Raw genomic sequence first — 16,880 nt, forward strand, 5'->3', positions numbered from 1 at the left:
ATATTGCAGCGTCACCACATTAAGGGAGGGGCGCCTCGAACGGGCCCGCCGGCAGCCCCGCGTCGTCGAACAGATTGACCACCGGATAGTCCGCCCAGCCATAGCGCACGCGCGTCGCCGGCTTGCCGTCCGGGGGCAGCGTGACCGCAGCGCCCGCGACGGCTCCCGCCGCATAACGGCAGGTGCCGGGGGCAGTATCGCATAGCTCGAAACCGATTGCCTGCGCGGCGCTGCGCGTTGCCAGTGCGCCGGTCACGTCGGCGAAGCGGATCGTCACCGATCCGTCCGCGCCGCGCGTAACGCTCTGGAAGCGCGGGCCTGAAGGCGCAGCGGCCCCGCCTATCCCGCGCATCGCCCGCGCCAGCCGGCGGCCGACTTCGTGCTTCTCGCCCGGATGAATGTCGAGCGGGTCGCCCAGATCGAGCGTCACGGCGATGGCGGCGTGGCCATCGGCCTCGGCGCTGGTGCGCTGGATGTTGCGGACGTTCGCCCAGCCGCTTTCGCGCGGGCTGGTGGCGGGTGCGCCATAGGCGGAGAGCTGGACGATGGCGAAGGGCAGGTCAGCGACGCCCGACTGGCGCCGCCAGTCCTGCATCAGTGCGGCGAGGCGGCGGTCATAGCCGGGCAGGTCGGTGTCGGACTCCCCCTGATACCAGGCGACCCCCGCCAGCGCGGTCGAGCCCAGCGGCGCGATCATCGCGTTGTAGAGCGTGCCCGCACCGTTGATGTCGTCCCATGCCGCGCGCGGCGCGTTGGTCTTGGGGCGGCCCGCCATCGCATAGCGCCAGCCGCTGCCCAGCGGCACGCTGCTCCCGTCGGCGAAGCTCAGCTTCATCGCCTCTGCCGGGCCGCCCATGCCGCCATTGGCATAGACATTGTCGGCGTTGACCGTGATGACATTACGCCCGGCGACCAGCGTGCCCGGCGGCACCAGATAGGTGCGCGGCATCGATCCGTTGCTGCTGCCGCCCACGGGCTTGCCATTGATCCAGGTGCGATCGGCGTCGTCGACCGGGCCCAGCGACACGATCGCGCTCTGCTTCGCCTGTTCGGCGGTCAGCGTCACTTCGGTGCGGAACCACAGCATGCCGATATAGCTGGCGAGTTCGGGCACGCCCCAATTGCCGAAATAGCCGATCCGGGGCACCGGCTGCCACGCGAGCGCCGTGCCGTCGTTCCAGGGTTCGCGCCCCGGCTGGTCACCCGATTGCTTGCGCCACCATGCCTCCCACACCGCGCTGGCGGCCCGGTTGCCGGCCAGCGTGTCGCGGGCATAGAGGCGCAGCATGTCGACATCGCCGCCCATGCCCGCGGCGCGCAGGCCGGGTTCGTCGAGCCAGGCCGAGATGCGCGATCCGCCCCAGCTGGAATGGATCGCGCCGATCGGCACCTTGGCCGTCTTGCGCAGGTCCTGCACCATGTAGAAGCACGCGGCGGAGAACGGCGCGACGCTGGCGGGGCTGGCGGCTGCCCAGACCGGTTGCCGGTCGAAGCCGGTGCGGGGCGTGAACGCCGTCGCCTTGGGCACGGTGAGCAGGCGCAATTGATCGTCCGCCGCGCCAAACGCCTGGAAACTGTTCTGCGACCGCTCGACCGACATCTCCATATTGCTCTGGCCCGAGCAGAGATAGACATCGCCGATCAGCAGATCGCGGATCGTCAGCAGCCCGCTGGGTGCCGCCACCACCATCTCATACGGCCCGCCGGCGGGGAGCGCGGCCAGCGTGGCGCGGAAACGACCATCGCGACCCGCCACCGCGCTGGCGGTCTTGCCGGCCAGCATGATGGTGATGGTCTCCCCCGGCTCGGCGGAACCCGCGACAAGGATCGGGCGATCGCGCTGCAGCACGCCGTGATCGGTTATCACCCCGTCCAGTCGCGGCGCCGCCCAGGCGGCGGGCGCCAGCGAACAGGCCAGGGCAAGTGCGGCAAGTGCGTGCACCTTCGTCATCGCGGACATATCCTCCCCATGTCGCGCCGCCCGGCTTTTGCCGGTGCGGCCCCAGTTTCCGGCGCTTTCCTGCCTTAATGGTTGTCGCGCGGCAGCCCCATCGTCTGGGCGATCCGCTGGTACTTTTCCGCGCCTTCCAGGATAGCACCCGTGTTCAGTTGGCCGGTCAGCGAGCGCTGGATTTCCTGCCACGGAGTCTGCGACGCCGGATAGGGATAGCCGCCCGCATCCAGCAGGGCCTGCCGCCGTGCCGCCAGTTCCTCGTCCGAAATCAGCACGTCCGCCGTGCCGCGCCCCAGGTCGATGCGCACGCGGTCGCCGGTTTGCAGCAGCGCCAGCCCGCCATTCGCCGCCGCCTCGGGCGAGGCATTGAGGATCGAGGGCGAGCCCGACGTGCCCGACTGGCGGCCATCGCCGATGCAGGGCAGGGCATGGATGCCTTCGCGGATCAGATAGGCGGGCGGGCGCATGTTCACGACTTCCGCCGCGCCGGGATAGCCGATCGGCCCCGCGCCGCGCATGAACAACAGCGTCTCCGGCGTGATGCCCAGCGACGGATCGTCGATGCGGTGGTGATAATCCTCGGGCCCGTCGAACACGACCGCCGGCCCCTCGAACGCTTCGGGATCGTCGGGGTTGGACAGATAGCGGTCGCGGAATTCGGCGCCGATCACGCTGGTCTTCATGATCGCGGCGTCGAACAGGTTGCCCTTGAGCACCACGAAGCCAGCACGCTCGACCAGCGGCGCGTCAAACCGGCGGATGACCTTTTCGTCCTCGATCTCGGCGTCGCGGCAATTCTCGCCCATCGTGCGGCCGTTCACGGTCATCGCGCTTTCGTGGATCAGCCCCTGGCCCATCAGCTGGTTGACCACTGCCGGCACGCCGCCCGCCCGGTAATAATCCTCGCCCAGATATTCGCCGGCGGGCTGGAGGTTGACCAGCAGCGGCACGTCATGGCCATGGGTCTGCCAGTCGGTCAGGTCCAATTCGGCGCCGACATGGCGGGCGATTGCCGCCAGATGGATCGGCGCGTTGGTCGATCCGCCGATCGCGGAGTTGATCACGATCGCGTTCAGGAATGCCTCGCGCGTCATGATGTCGGACGGCTTCAGGTCCTCCGCCACCATCTCGACGATGCGCAGCCCGGTGCGGTACGCCACTTCCTGGCGATCGCGATACGGCGCCGGGATGGCCGCCGATCCAGGCAGCATCATGCCCAGCGCTTCGGCCAGGCTGTTCATCGTCGTCGCGGTGCCCATCGTGTTGCAATAGCCGGTCGACGGGGCCGAGGAGGCAACGAGCTTGATGAAGCCGTCATCGTCGATCTCGCCCGCGGCCAGCATCTCACGCGCTTTCCACACGATCGTGCCGGAACCCGTGCGCTCGCCCTTGTGCCAGCCGTTGAGCATCGGCCCCACCGACAGCGCGATGGCGGGGATGTTCACCGTCGCCGCCGCCATCAGCAGCGCCGGCGTGGTCTTGTCACAGCCCGTGGTCAGCACCACGCCGTCGAGCGGATAGCCATAAATGGCCTCGACCAGCCCCAGATAAGCGAGGTTGCGGTCCAGCCCCGCCGTCGGGCGCTTGCCGGTTTCCTGGATCGGGTGGACCGGAAATTCCAGCGCGATGCCGCCCGCTTCCCGAATCCCCTCGCGCACCCGTTCCGCCAGCACCAGATGATGCCGGTTGCACGGGCTCAGGTCCGATCCCGTCTGGGCGATGCCGATGATCGGTTTGCCCGATCGCAGCTCCTCCAGGCTCAGCCCGAAGTTCAGATAGCGCTCCAGATACAGCGCTGTCATGTCGATGTTTTCGGGATTGTTGAACCACGCGCGGCTACGAAGCTTGGCGGGAGCGGTGGGGGAATCGGTCATGAAGGGGCCTTGTTGAGCTTCAGTGTGCCGCGGCAGTCGAGAAGCGGTAGACGATGAGGTTGCGATAGGTCTCGCCCGGGTTCAGCCGCGCCGAGCCGAATGCCGGCTGGTTGGGCGTATCCGGGAAGAGCTGGGGCTCGAGCGCGAGCGCGTCGCCCTGCCGATAGGCAAGGCCGGAGCGGCCGATCGCCGTCCCGTCGAGGAAATTCCCGGTATAGAGCTGGACGCCGGGCTGGTTGGACAGCACTTCCATCACGCGGCCCGTCGACGGATCTTCGACGCGCGCGTGCAGCCGGGGCTCGGCGGAAACGGTGCGGGCGATCACGAAATTCTCGTCATAGCCCTGTCCGAACACGATCTGCGGATCGCGCCCGTCGCGGATGCGCGCGCCGATCGGCGTCGGCTTGCGGAAATCGAACGGGGTGCCCTGCACCGGGCGCAGTTCGCCGGTGGGGATCAGCGTGGCGTCCACCGGGGTGGTCGTCTCGGCGGGAATGGTGAGCACATGGTCGTAGATGCCCCGCTGCGATGCTTCCCCGGCGAGGTTGAAGAAGCTGTGGTTGGTGATGTTGACGATCGTGGGCTTGGACGTGGTCGCCTTGTATTCGACCGACAATTCGTTCTGCTCGTTGAGCGAATAGGTCGCCGTCACGGTGAGCGCGCCCGGATAGCCTTCCTCGCCATCGGCGCTGGTATAGGTCAGGACCACGCTGGCGGTGGCGCCGTTGGTGATCTTCGCGATCGTCCACAGTCGCTTGTCGAAACCCTGCCGGCCGCCGTGCAAAGCGTTGGGGCCGTTATTGTGCGCCAGCGCATAGCTGGTGCCATCGATCGAGAAGGCGCCGCCCTTGATCCGGTTGGCATAGCGGCCCACGGTCGCGCCGAAATAATTGGGCGCCTTCAGATAGCCCTTCATGTCGGTATAGCCGAGGGTTACTTCCTCTGCCTTGCCTTTGCTGTCGGGGACGATCAGCGACTGGAGGATCGCGCCATAGCTGATGATCGTCGCGCGCATGCCCTTGGCATTCGACAGCGTGACTGCCTCCACCGCGCGGCCATCGGCGAGTGCGCCGAACGCGGCGCGCTGTGCGTCTGCTGCCTGCGCGGGTGACTGGGCGATCCCGGCGGCGGCAAGCCCCATGATGATCCACCGTTTCATGAAAGCTTCCTCCCTCGTCTTATCTGATTCTCGCCGGGCACGTTGACGCCGTCGCGGGTCGTCAATACTCCGACTAGAAAGCGAAGAGCAAGCCCGCCGATGCAGAAGGATGCCCCTTCGCATCCGAACGGCAAAACGCGCCGCAAATGGTCGCGTGAGAGGGAGAGCAAGGATGACCGACGCCAAAGGAGTCACACGGCGCGCGATGATCGGTGGGGCGGTGGGCGCAGCCGCCGCGCTCTCGGTAACGAGCCATGCCGAGCCCACGGATAGACGGCCGGCACCCGCGCAGGATCGGCTGTGGTATCGCCAGCCAGCGCGCGAATGGGTCGAGGCGCTGCCGGTTGGTAACGGGCGGATCGGGGCGATGGTGTTCGGCGGAACCGCGCACGAGCGCATCCAGCTCAACGAAGACACGCTGTGGGGCGGGGGGCCGTATAACCCGGTCAATAGCGAGGCGCGCGCGGCATTGCCCGAAGTGCGCCGCCTGATCTTCGCGGGCGACTATGCCGCGGCGCAGGCGCTGGCGAGCGCCAAGCTGATGGCCAAGCCGCTGCAGCAGATGCCGTACCAGACCGTGGGCGAACTGGTGCTGGACATGCCCGGCGTCACGGGCGAGCGCGCCGAGGGGTATCACCGCGAACTCGATCTCGACGCCGCGCTGGCGACGACGCGTTTCGAGACCGCCAGGGGGGTGTTCACGCGGCGCGTGGTCGCGTCGCCCGAGCAGCAGGTGATCGCGGTCCATCTGGAGGCGGATCGTGCCCGGGCGATCGACCTGGACGTGTCGATGACGTCGCCGCAGCCGGCAAGCGTCACGGCGAGCGGCGACCAACTCGTGCTGGCGGGGACCAACCTTGCGGCCAAGGGCATTGCCGGCGCGCTGCGCTTCGAGGCGCGGGTGCGCGTGCTGGCGACGGGCGGGACGGTTACGGCGGCGCAGGGGCGCGTCGCGGTGCGCGGTGCCGATCGGGTGACGTTGCTCATCGCGATGGCGACCAGCTATCGGCGCTACGACGATGTCAGTGGCGATCCGACCGCGACGACGCGCGCACAGATCGCCAAGGCATCGGCCATGTCCTTTGCGCGGATCGCCGCCGATACCGCCGCTGCCCACCGCGCGCTGTATCGCCGCGTTGCGATCGACCTGGGCACTACCGCCGCCGCCGATCGACCCACCGACGAACGCATCCGTACCAGCGAGACGAGCGACGACCCGGCGCTGGCCGCGCTGTATTTCCGCTATGCCCGCTATCTGCTGATCTGCTCCTCGCGCGCGGGCAGCCAGCCGGCGAACCTTCAGGGTATCTGGAACGACAGCGTGCGCCCGCCCTGGGATTCCAAATACACGATCAACATCAATACCGAGATGAACTACTGGCCCGCCGAGCCCACGGCGCTGGCCGAATGTACCGAGCCGCTGGTGTGGATGGTGCGCGAGCTGGCCGAAAGCGGGGCGCGGACGGCCCGCGACATGTATGGCGCGCGCGGATGGGTGGCGCATCACAACACCGATCTGTGGCGTGCGACCGCGCCGATCGACGGGCCGCAATGGGGGCTGTGGCCGCTGGGCGGCGCGTGGCTGTGCACCCATTTGTGGGATCGGTACGACCATGGCCGCGACCTCGCCTTCCTGCGGTCGGTCTATCCGCTGATGCGCGGTGCCGCGCTGTTCTTCGTCGATGTGCTGCAACCCGATCCGCGCACCGGCGCGCTGGTGACCAATCCGTCGCTCTCGCCTGAGAACGCGCACCCCAAGGGCGCGTCGATCTGTGCCGGGCCGGCGATGGATATGCAGATATTGCGCGACCTGTTCGATCTGACCGCGCGGGCCGCCGCGATCCTGGAGACCGATGCGGCATTCGCCAGCCAGATACAGGGCCTGCGCGCCCGGCTGGCACCTGACAAGATCGGCGCGCAGGGGCAGTTGCAGGAATGGCAGGAGGATTGGGACGCCGCCGCGCCCGAGCCGCAGCATCGCCATGTCTCGCATCTGTACGGCCTGTACCCCAGCCACCAGATCAATCTGGACGACACGCCCGCGCTGGCGGCGGCGGCGCGGCGATCGCTGGAATTGCGCGGCGACGAATCCACCGGCTGGGCAACGGCATGGCGTGCGAACCTGTGGGCGCGCCTGGGCGACGGGGATCATGCGCATCGCATCCTGCGCTTCCTGTTGGGGCCGGGGCGTACCTATCCCAACATGTTCGACGCGCATCCGCCGTTCCAGATCGACGGCAATTTCGGCGGCGCCGCCGCGATTGCGGAGATGCTGATGCAGAGCCGAGGGGACATGATCCTGCTGCTGCCCGCGCTGCCCGCCGTGTGGCGGGCCGGCTCGATCACCGGCCTGCGCGCGCGGGGGGCGTGCCGAGTCGATCTGGCGTGGCGCGACGGGGCGCTTGCCACGGCGACGCTGACCAGCGGCATTGCTGCCACCCGCACGGTCCGGCTGGGCAAGCACGCCGTGACGGTGGCGCTGAAGCCGGGCAAGCCGGTCCGGCTGACGGGCCCCGAGTTGGCGCGATAGAGCCGCGCCCCGTCCGCGCCGTGCGGACGGGGCGACGGGCTTATTTGGGCAGCGCCAGCGGCTGCTTCACGGTGAAGGGCGCGGATTGCGCCGGCACCCCGGTATCGGGCTGGCCCGAGCCGACCGAGACGCGATAGGCACCGGCCATCACCTGACGCTCGCCCGCCACCGTCACCGCGCTCAGGTCGCGCGGCGAGAGGTCGAACCGCACCGTCCGCGTCTCGCCGGGCTTGAGCGTCATCCGCTGGAACCCGCGCAGGGCGATGCGCGGTACGCCGGGATCGGCGGGGAAGTTCAGGTACAGCTGCGCCACTTCGTCTCCGGCGCGGCTGCCGGTGTTGCGCACTTGCGTCGTCACGCGCAGGCCCTGCGCCGCGTCGCCGCGCACCGGCTCGACCTTGAGCGGCGTGTAGCTGAAACTCGTGTAGCTGAGGCCATAGCCGAACGGATAAACCGGGGTGCCGGTGAAGTAGCGATAGGTGCGCCCGGTCATCGCATAATCGCCAAAGGGCGGCAGGTCGTCGATGCTCTTGTAGAAGGTCAGCGGCAGGCGCCCGGCGGGGTTGACCTTGCCCGACAGGACATTGGCGATCGCCAGCCCGCCCGACTGGCCGGGATACCAGGCCTCCACCACCGCCGCCGCATTGTCCTTGGCCCAGGCGAGGTTGATCGGGCTGCCGTTCATCGCGACCAGCACGATCGGCTTGCCCGTGGCCTTCGCCTTTTCCAGCATCGCGATCTGGTCCGGCGGCAGGTCGAGCGTGGTCTTGTCGCCGCCCTTGAAGCCGGGGATTTCGACCGGCGATTCCTCGGCTTCCATGTCCGATGTCAGCCCGACCACGGCGACCAGCACGTCGGCCTGCGCCGCCGCCGCCTTCATCTCGGCATCGGCGTCGGTCGAGACGCGCTTCCACACCAGGTCGATGCCCGACAGGCCGTGCGATTCCGAGGTGATCTCGATCGGGTAGCGTTTGCCCTTTTCCAGCCGGATGGTCTTGAGCGTCGGCAGCGCGCCCCAGCCGGATTTGCGCAGATCGGCAAAGGGTTTGCCGTCGAGCTTCATCTCGCCATTGAAGCCGGTGATGCCCAGCCGATAGTTGCCCGTCTCCGGCGGCACGAGGAAGCCGGTCCAGACGACGCGGTGGTGATCCGACACCTGCCCCAGGTCCAGGCTGCGCGCGGCGACATCGGCTTCGGTGCGGGTGACGACCGGCGCATCGGCATAGCGCATCTTTGCCACCGCGGGCCCGAACGTGCCGGGGGCGAACCGCTTGGGCGGCGTCTCTACGGGATTGTAATAGCGGGCGAGCAGGCCGGGCTTTCCGTCCGGCGTGCGCAGCGCGGCGGTGGGCACGCGGTCGCCATCGGTGAACGATTGGCCGAACGGCACATGCGTCACCTTCGCGGAGGGCATGGCGCGCTTCAGCCCGTCCACCACCGAAATCGGCGGGGCGGACAGCGCCGAGGAGTAATTGCCGCGCAGCACGCGGGTTGCGTCGCCCAGCGGGCCGATCACGGCGATGCGCAGGCCGGGGCGCAGGGGCAGGGTGCCGTCATTCTTGAGCAGCACGAGGCTCCTTTCCGCAGCGGTCAGCGCCAGCGTGCCGTTGGAGGGGGTGCCGATGCGCGCGGCTGGGGCGGCCTTCGCCTCGGGGGTGCGTATCCCCGGCAGGTCGCCGACGCGATAGCGCGCGGAGAACAGGCGGACGAGCGTGCGATCAATATCCTCCTGGCTGATGAGCCCGCGCTGCAACGCCTCGCGATAGCGTTCGCCAAGCCCGGCGGTGTCGCTCAGCGTCGCGCCGTTGCATTCATTGTCCACGCCTGCGCGCAGGGCAGCGGCGACGGCGGCGGCGGCGTCAGGGGCGTATTTGTGGTTGTCGCTGATGTCCTTCACGGCATCGCAATCGGACACGACATAGCCGGTAAAGCCCCATGCGCCGCGCAGATGCTCCTTGAGCAGCAGGTCGCTGGCGCAGGCCGGCTGGCCGTCGATCCGGTTATAGGCGCACATCACCGAACCCGCGCCGCCCTCGACGATCGCGGCGCGGAAGGCGGGGAGGTAGGTGTCCTCCAGGTCGTGGCGCGAGACGAACACATTGGCGCTGTGGCGCGTCGATTCCGGGCCGCTGTGCACCGCGAAATGCTTGGGCGTGGCGATCACGTTGGGCAGGTCGGGGTTGGGCCCCTGCATCCCCTGGACGAACGACACGCCCATCCGCGCGGCGAGATAGGGGTCCTCACCATAGGTTTCCTGGCCGCGCCCCCAGCGCGGATCGCGGAAGATGTTGATGTTGGGGGACCAGGTGTCCAGCCCGGTGCCGATCCGGCCCAGCCGCCCCGTCTCGCGCGACAGATCGTGGAGCGCGCGCACTTCGGCGCTGATCGTTCCCGCGACATCGCCGACCAGCGGCGCGTCGAACGTGGCGGCGAGGCCGATCGGCTCGGGGAAGTTGGTGGTCGGCAGCGCGCCCAGCGCGCCGTGCAGCGATTCGGTCCACCAGTTATAGGCCGGGATGTTCAGACGCTCGATTGCGGGGGCCACGTTCAGAAGCTGGTCCAGCTTCTCGTCCAGCGTCATCTTGGCAACCAGGTCGGCGGCGATGCGATCGGCCTGCACGCGGTCGGGCGATACGGTGCCCTTGGGCTGGTCCGGAGCCTGTTGCGCGGCCAGCGGCGCGCAGACCAGCGCGGCGCCGGCAAGCATCAACAGGCGGCGCATCGTGGCGCGCGGCGATCGCTTGGTCATTCTTGGTCCCCTCGGTGAAGCAGGCAGGTGGTTCAGATCGGCTGGAGCCCGTGCTCGACGATCTTGCGGATCAGCGCGCGATGCCCGGGCAATCCGGCGCGCAGCCGCTCGGTATGGGCGGCATTTTCGCGGACCGCGCGCGCAGCCGCCCGCGCATCGACCGCGACGGCATCGGGATCGACTTCGGTGCGGAAGCCCATGCCGTACAGGACATATTGATAGCTCGCGGCGGGGAAGACTTCCTCGATCCGGTCGAACTCGTCATGGAACCAGGGCGATTGATAGCGCCACAGCAGCAACAGGTCCTGGAGCCGGTCGGGGATCGACTCCGCGCGCAGATTGTCGCGCCAGAAGTCGCTGTCGTCGCGCTGGGTCAGCACATAATGGAGCTTGAGGAAGTCGATGATGCGGCCCCAGCGATATTGGGTGGTCGCGTTGAAGCGCGCGGCGAGCACGTCCATCACTTCGCGGCACGCCGGCATCTGCTCGGCGATGAGCTTGGCGGACAGCTCGATCAGCACGATCGCCGATGCCTCGAGCGGTTCGAGGAACCCGGCGGCAAGGCCGACGGCTACGCAATTGCGCTTCCAGAAAATCTCGCGGTGGCCCGATCGGATGCTGATCTTGCGCACCGACAGGTCGCGGTCCCCGACGCCCAGATAGGCGCGCAGCTCGCGCTCGGCCTCGTCGTCGGAGATATGGCTGCTCGAATAGACATGGCCAGTGCCCCGCCGCGTGGGCAGGCCGATGTCCCAGATCCAGCCCGAGGATTGCGCCGTGGAGATCGTGTGCGACGCGATCGGACTGTCTTCGCTGTCATACGGAACCTGCACCGCCAGCGCGGAATCGCAGAACAGCACGTCGCCGCACGGCTTGAACGGCACGCCCAGCGTCTCGCCCAGCAACAGCGATTTGAATCCTGTGCAGTCGACGAACAGGTCGCCTTCGATCTCGCCCGCCTGTTCGGTGGTGATGCTGCGGATATCGCCATTGTCGGCGAGGTTGACGCTTTGCACGTCAGCCAGCAAGTGGCGCACCCCCAGCTTCTCGCAGCAATGCCGCTGGAGGAAGGGAGCGAATTTGCCCGCGTCGAGATGATAGGCGTAGTTCGCCGCGCCTTCATATTCGGGCGTGGTGATCGCCTTGGGCGCGAGGCCATCGTCGCAGATGCGGCCCTGGGGGCAGACGGTGTCGCAAAAGCTCGCGCCTTGTCCGTCGTGCAGCCAGTGGGGCACCAGATTGACCTGGGCGAACCCCTGCGGGAGCATCAGCGGGTGGTAATAGCCATCGTCGGGCGCGCCGGTGGTCCAGCGGGCGAAGCGGGCGCCCTGCTTGAACGAGGCGTCGCATTCGCGGAAGAAATCGGTCTCCGAAATCCCGATCTTCTTTAGGGTTGAGCGCAGCGTCGGCCAGGTGCCTTCGCCGACGCCGATGATCGGCACGTTGGGTGATTCGACCAGCGTGACCGTGAAATTATGGGGAATGCGGCCCTTATGCCGCGCGGCGATGATGCCCGCGGTAAGCCATCCGGCAGTACCACCGCCGACGATAACGATATTGCGGACAGGAGAAACCATCGGAACCTGCGAATAAAAAGCCGGGGCCGCCAGCTGTAGCAGGCGGCCCCGGTCAGGTCAGGGTATCAGTAGCGGAAGCGGACACCGCCGGTGAAGCGGCGACCATAGGACCAGATATCCAGCGCCTGGTTGCTGAAGCGCCCGTGCGTGCTGTAGGTCGAATTGTTGATGTTGGTGACTTCGCCGAAGACCGTGAACTGCTTCGTGATGTCATAGCTGGCCGATGCGTCGATCTGGATCTGCGCATCGACATAGACCGGCTCGGCGCCATAGACGCCGCCCTGGCCCTGGCCCAGCCCCGACAGATATTCGTCGCGCCAGTTCACCGCACCACGGATCTGGAAGCCGTTCTTGTCGTAGAAACCGACGAAATTCGCCGACTTGGCAAGCCCGGTGATCGTGAAGCTGCCACCCGAGACATTGGACGCGTCATAGTTGCGGTTGGTGCTCGGCAGCGTGGCGTTGGCGCTGAAGCCGAAGCCGCTGTTGCCGAACACATGCTGCAACGCCACTTCGACGCCCTTCACCGTCGCCTCGGGCCCGTTGATCTGGGCATTGATGCTGAACACCGCGGTCTGGCCGGTGCTCGGATCGATCACGCCGTCGATCGGGCCCCGCGTCACGCCGCCAACGATGAAGTTGGTGATGTGCTTCATATAGGCGTTCACGGCGAAGTACGAGTTGGGCTGGTAATACCATTCCATGCCCAGATCGAAGTTATCGGACAGATACGGCTTCAGATCGGGGTTGCCGCCGCTTGCCGAAAGGCTGCCCACGCGCAGCGTCCCGAGCGTGACCGTGGGACGCAGATTGGCGAGCGCGGGGCGAGTCAACGTGCGCGACGCGTCCGCGCGCAGAACGAGGTTCGGCGTGATCTGGAGCTTCGCATCGATGCTGGGCAGCAGATAGCTATAGTTCGATTTGCGCGAAATATCGGTCGTTGCCGAATAGCCGTCCTTGTTCGGACCCAGCGCCGGGTTGGGCTGGATCAGCGTGGGATCGCCTGCGGGGATCGAGAGGCCGAGCACGCGGCGGCCCACGGCCTGCGTTTCCAGGTTGGTGGTTTCGTTGCGGATGCCCGCTGCCACCGTGAACGGCATCCCGGCGATCTCGGCTTCGAACTTGGTCTTGAACCAGATCGCCCAGGTCTTTTCGTGCACCTTCAGCTTGCTGCCCGGATCGAGCGACGGCGCCACCGATCCGCCGCTCGCCTCAAGCAGCTTGTAGACGGCATAGGGGTCATACACGAAGAAGCCCGGCGCCAGATTGCCCGAATATCCCGGGATGAAGCCGCTGGTGCTGACCGTCCCCTGGTACACGCCCGCCGGCAGCGGGCAGATGCCGCCCGACGAACCGCCGGTGCGGCCCGAGCAAGTGCCATAGCCCGAACGGCTGGCGAACACGCCGTTCGTGAAGGTGCTGTCGTTCTGCTGGTACAGCGTATCGTCGATATACTGGCCGCCCAGCTTCGCCATGAAGCCGTCCTTTTCCCAGCCGATGGCGCCCCGGAATTGGCGCAGCGTGTCGTAATTGTAATTGGTGCCGCGAACGATCACGTGCGAGCCGACCACCGTCGTGTCCAGGAAGCGGCTGACATTGCCCGCCGGGCCGACATCATGGATTTGCGGAACGTAATCCTTGCTCGGCCCCAGGATGGTGACGCCGGTGTTGGCGCCCAGCACCGTGGTGGCGCCATTGGTGCCGCCATAGCCGATGTCCATGCTGTCGTTATAGCCGCCGCCGCCCGGGTTGCGGGTGGCGCGTGCAAAGGCGGCGTCCGCCTCGAACTTCAGATGCTCCGCCAGGTCGATCTTGAGGTTCGCGCCGACCTGGTTCGATTCATAGACGTTGCTCGACCGATTGGCGTTGAAGTCCATCGGCGTGCCGAACTGGTTGAAGTCGACGACTGTGCCATTGGAGTCGACCTTGACGTTGCGCAGGTCGCTGCCGTTGAACCACGCCGCATAGCCATAGGTCTGGCTGGAGACGGTCTGGCGGCTGTAATTATCGTCGATTGTCAGCAGGATGTCGTCGCTCGGCTGCCACTGCACGGCGATACGACCGTCGATGCGCTTGTCCTGAGTCGACTGCTGATTGATACCCTGCTGCTGCGGTGCCCAGGTGGCGGTGCCGGTGCGATTGGCATCGGTCATCTGCGCGGGCGTGCACGTGGCGGTGAGCTGGCAGCTATAGAGGCCCAGTCGGCCGCCGCCCTGCTGGCCGATCCAGCCGGGGATGAACACCTGGTTCGATTCGGTGTCGCGCCGCGAATAGGCGACGCTGCCCAGCACGCCGATTGTGCCGTCGGCAAAGGTGTTCGACAGCAACAGGCCGCCGGTGGGGACGATGCCCTTGTCGCGCGACTGGATCGAGCCCGAAGCCGACGCGGCGAGGACGAAGCCGTCGCGATCCAGCGGCTTGGGCAGCGAAATGTCGATCGTGCCGCCGATCGCGCTGGTCGACAGTTCGACATCGGGCGTCTTGTACACGCTCAGCCGGCCGACAAAGTCCGCGCCCACCGTCGTGAAGTCCACCCCGCGCCCGCCGGTTGCGGTCGAGAGCTGGCGGCCATCGTTCAGTGTGCGGACGAAGTCGCCGCCGAAGCCGCGGATGCTGACGCCGGTGGCGTCGCCGCGCGAGCCGGAGCGCTGGATCGCGACGCCGGGCAGGCGCTGAAGCGCGGATGCGACGTTCGAATCCGGGAACTTGCCGATGTCTTCCGCCGAGATGACGTCGACGACGCCCGACGATTCCCGCTTGATGTCCAGGTTGCGCTGGAGCGAGGCGCGGATGCCGGTGACGATGATTTCCTCGTCCTGCGGCGCCACGGTGGTGGGTGCGGCGTCCTGCGCAGCCGCAGGCGTCGCGATGGAGAGCGCAATCGCGCTCGATGCGGCCGCGAGCAGCAGCTTGCTGCCGCGGAATTTGGTGTCGATCGGTATGGTGACGATCATGTCGTTCAGGCCCCCTCAGGTCGAGCGGATGGCCGGGCGATTTCCCCCGTGTCCACCCTGGTTCAAACCGTGCTCACAGATTTCGAGGCGCCCGAAATGCTCGTTCGGTGCGCGCAAACATCCTCTCGAATCCGAAGTCTATTGCTCGGTCTGGGGCAAGCGTACTGCTCGAAGTTAGCGCTATCAAGAATAATTTGTCGGCGTAAAAAAAGGCCGGAACATGTGGCAAATTTCCCGCACTTGCGGGTCCGGAAGGCGATGGCCCGGGCATGGGCGGGCTTGTTCCGGGGGCTGGCACCGCGCAGATTGGGCGCAAACAAGGGGATGGATGCATGCAGCAGCTTGAAATACTGAACACCGAAGTGCACCGCGCCGTGCAGATGCGTATCGATTCCGGCGTCGCGCATCCCCATTTCGTGATGATAACGGTTGGAGAGTTTCCAGCCGCTGCAAGTAGTTGCCCGATTTTTTTCGCCAAGAGCCCGGTTAACGGCGAATTCTATGCCGGTGCAATGTTCGGCTTCCAACCTGGAGAAACGCTGGTCGACGGCGCGGCGCAGGGGCGGGCGGCGTTCCAGCCGCTGGACCTGCAACGCCAGGGATTTTTCATGGTCGAGGACAATCTCGCCATCGACCCCGCGCATCCCCGCTTTGCGGCGGGGGCGGCGGTCGCGCTGTTCGAGGCGGACGGTACGCCGAGCAATGCACTCCGCAAGGTGCAGCGCACGATGGCGCAGCTATCGGTGGGAGTCGATGCGACTCGCAGCTTCATCCAGGCATTACTGCGCCTCAACTTGATCGAGCCGGTGGATATATCGCTCCAGTTCGACGACGGCGCGGCGCTGACGCTCGAAGGGCTGTACACCGTCAGTCGCGACGCGCTGAACGATCTGGACGATTCGGACGTCGTCGCGCTGTTCCGATCGGGCTATCTCGAAGCGGTGATATGTATGAGTTATTCGCTCAACCAGGTCTCTGTCCTGGCGCGCCGCCGCAACGAACGGCTGACGGCGCCGTTGTGACCGAGGGCGAGCCCCCGATGCCGGTGCGTGAGGGCGACCCCGGCGCGCTCCTCGACCGCGCGCGGTTCTACAGCGAAGTCGCGAGCCCCTGCCTGCCGGTGTTGTTCCGCGGCGCGTGTGGGGACTGGCCGGTGGTGCGCGCCGCCGGCACCTCGCCCTCGGCCTTACGCGACTATATCGCGCGCTTCGCCAATGGTGCGCAGGCCGAGGCTTTTGTCGGCGATCCGTCGATTGCCGGGCGGTACAGCTATGCCGAGGGGCTGGAGGGCTTCAACTTCGATCGCGTGCGCGCCGATGTGTTGGGCGCGCTCGACCATATTCTGGCCAGCGCCGCCGATCCCGCGCGGCCCAGCTGGTACATGGGATCGCTGGAGACCGCGATCTTCCTGCCCGGCTTCGCGGAGGAGAACCGCACGCCGGCGCTGCCGCCCGAGGTGGCGCCGCGCCTGTGGCTGGGCAACGCATCGCAGGTGGCGTGCCATAACGACACCTATGACAATGTCGCCTGCGTCGTCGCGGGGCGGCGTCGGTTCACGCTGTATCCGCCCGATGCGGTGCGTGACCTGTATGTCGGGCCGATCGACTTCACGATGGCGGGGCGCCCGGTGAGCCTGGCGGCGGGGGCGCCGGTGGGGGATCCGCGCTATCCCCGGTTCGAGGCGGCGCGGACGCGCGCGCTGGTAGTCGATCTGGAGCCGGGCGACGCGCTCTATCTGCCCAAGCTGTGGTGGCATCAGGTGGAGGCGACGGCGCCGGTCAACATCCTGGTCAATTACTGGTGGGATGCGTTCAGCGCGGGCCCCGATGCTCCCTATACCGCGATGATGCTGGCGATGATCGCCGTTGCCGAGCGCCCGGCGCCCGAACGTGCGGCATGGGCGGCGCTGTTCGACCATTATGTGTTCCGGCCGGACGGGCATCCGCTCGCGCACCTGCCCGAAAGCCGGCACGGGATATTGGGGCCGCTGCGCCAGAATTACGGGCGCATCCGCGCGCTTGTGATGCAATTGCTGCGCGGGGGATGAGGGGCAGGGTTTACTCGGCCTAAATGCTGGCAGGGC

9 protein-coding genes are annotated in these 16,880 nt (G+C 67.1%); 3 read left to right on the top strand and 6 right to left on the bottom strand.

The features are described from left to right. Positions 1–19 precede the first annotated feature (19 nt). The 3 genes from ACG3SL_RS05850 to ACG3SL_RS05860 all read right to left on the bottom strand — a co-directional run bounded on the left by ACG3SL_RS05850 (position 20) and on the right by ACG3SL_RS05860 (position 4,987). Positions 20–1,960 carry a sialate O-acetylesterase gene (locus ACG3SL_RS05850; protein WP_448664201.1) on the bottom strand — a complete coding sequence of 647 codons (1,941 nt, stop codon included), beginning with the start codon at positions 1,958–1,960 and terminating at the stop codon, positions 20–22. Between the two features lie 65 nt (positions 1,961–2,025). Further along, positions 2,026–3,828, bottom strand: a complete 1,803-nt coding sequence (locus ACG3SL_RS05855; RefSeq protein WP_448664202.1) for an IlvD/Edd family dehydratase — start codon at positions 3,826–3,828, stop codon at positions 2,026–2,028. A gap of 19 nt (positions 3,829–3,847) precedes the next feature. Further along, positions 3,848–4,987 carry an aldose epimerase family protein gene (locus tag ACG3SL_RS05860; RefSeq protein ID WP_448664203.1) on the bottom strand — a complete coding sequence of 380 codons (1,140 nt, stop codon included), beginning with the start codon at positions 4,985–4,987 and terminating at the stop codon, positions 3,848–3,850. A gap of 172 nt (positions 4,988–5,159) precedes the next feature. Between ACG3SL_RS05860 and ACG3SL_RS05865 the strand changes: the two genes are divergently transcribed. Further along, entirely contained in the window at positions 5,160–7,517 is a 2,358-nt protein-coding gene (locus tag ACG3SL_RS05865) for a glycoside hydrolase family 95 protein (RefSeq protein ID WP_448664204.1), read from the top strand. Positions 7,518–7,557: 40 nt separating this feature from the next. Here ACG3SL_RS05865 and ACG3SL_RS05870 read toward each other — a convergent pair whose 3' ends face one another. The 3 genes from ACG3SL_RS05870 to ACG3SL_RS05880 form a co-directional block, all read right to left on the bottom strand. Next, positions 7,558–10,266, bottom strand: a complete 2,709-nt coding sequence (locus tag ACG3SL_RS05870) for a glycoside hydrolase family 3 C-terminal domain-containing protein (protein WP_448664205.1) — start codon at positions 10,264–10,266, stop codon at positions 7,558–7,560. A gap of 32 nt (positions 10,267–10,298) precedes the next feature. Continuing rightward, positions 10,299–11,843, bottom strand: a complete 1,545-nt coding sequence (locus ACG3SL_RS05875; protein ID WP_448664206.1) for a tryptophan halogenase family protein — start codon at positions 11,841–11,843, stop codon at positions 10,299–10,301. Positions 11,844–11,908: 65 nt separating this feature from the next. Next, positions 11,909–14,797 carry a TonB-dependent receptor gene (locus ACG3SL_RS05880; RefSeq protein WP_448664207.1) on the bottom strand — a complete coding sequence of 963 codons (2,889 nt, stop codon included), beginning with the start codon at positions 14,795–14,797 and terminating at the stop codon, positions 11,909–11,911. A 332-nt stretch (positions 14,798–15,129) separates the two neighbouring features. On the opposite strand from ACG3SL_RS05880, the gene ACG3SL_RS05885 reads away from it, so the two are divergent. Beyond that, complete coding sequence (locus tag ACG3SL_RS05885) at positions 15,130–15,819, top strand: SapC family protein (protein ID WP_448664208.1); 690 nt, start codon at positions 15,130–15,132, stop codon at positions 15,817–15,819. 17 nt (positions 15,820–15,836) lie between these two features. After that, a complete protein-coding gene (locus ACG3SL_RS05890; RefSeq protein ID WP_448665077.1) occupies positions 15,837–16,844 on the top strand; it encodes a cupin-like domain-containing protein in 1,008 nt (335 codons plus the stop codon). The last annotated feature ends 36 nt before the right edge of the window (positions 16,845–16,880 follow it).

The sequence above is a fragment of the Sphingomonas degradans genome (assembly GCF_053502645.1).